The 555-nt window shown below is 61.1% G+C and carries 1 protein-coding gene; it reads right to left on the bottom strand.

Annotation, left to right across the window (positions count from 1 at the left end):
- Nucleotides 1–555: porin (locus tag RT97_RS29170; RefSeq protein ID WP_042582357.1), on the bottom strand; the 555-nt coding region annotated here is incomplete at both ends.

Below are 555 nucleotides of genomic sequence, written 5' to 3'. Positions count from 1 at the left end.
CGTACAGAGCCGTGCGCTTCGACAGGTTGTGCACGTAGCCGATTGCCAGCTTGTTGGCCTTCTTGTCCTCGGGGATGATTGCGAAGGGAGTCTGCGCAATCAGGTTTTCGTCGTACTTGACGCTCGAGTACGAAGCGCGGATCAAGCCGGCGCCGACCGGCACAGTCACGCCGAGCAGGTAACCGGTGAGGTCGATGTCGGGACGGCCGCCCAGGTTAGGCGTCACTTCGTAGTCGAGCTTGTTCTTGGCCTTCGAGAATTCGCCGAAGAGCTTCGCCGGACCGAAGTCGTACGACGCGCCGAGGTTGAAGGTGTTCACCTTGTTGGTCGTGCCAGCATAGAACTGGTCGCCTACGGTGCTGCTGGCATAAGCCACCGCAACATCCAGAGGACCGTTTGCGTAGCCGAAGCGGCCGCCGACGTAGCGGCCTGCGCGCGAGTTGTTGTCAACTGCAGGGGTCGCGGTGCCAGGGCTGTACTTGGTCTTTTCGCCGAACGAGTACTGCAGTTGGCCGTAGAAACCACCCAGGTTCGGCGGCAGGAAGTAGCCGATGC

This window comes from Variovorax paradoxus (assembly GCF_000834655.1).
Lineage (GTDB): Bacteria > Pseudomonadota > Gammaproteobacteria > Burkholderiales > Burkholderiaceae_C > Variovorax > Variovorax paradoxus_F.
Note: the sequence above shows the minus strand (reverse complement) of the source record. Positions and strands in the feature narration are given on the sequence as shown.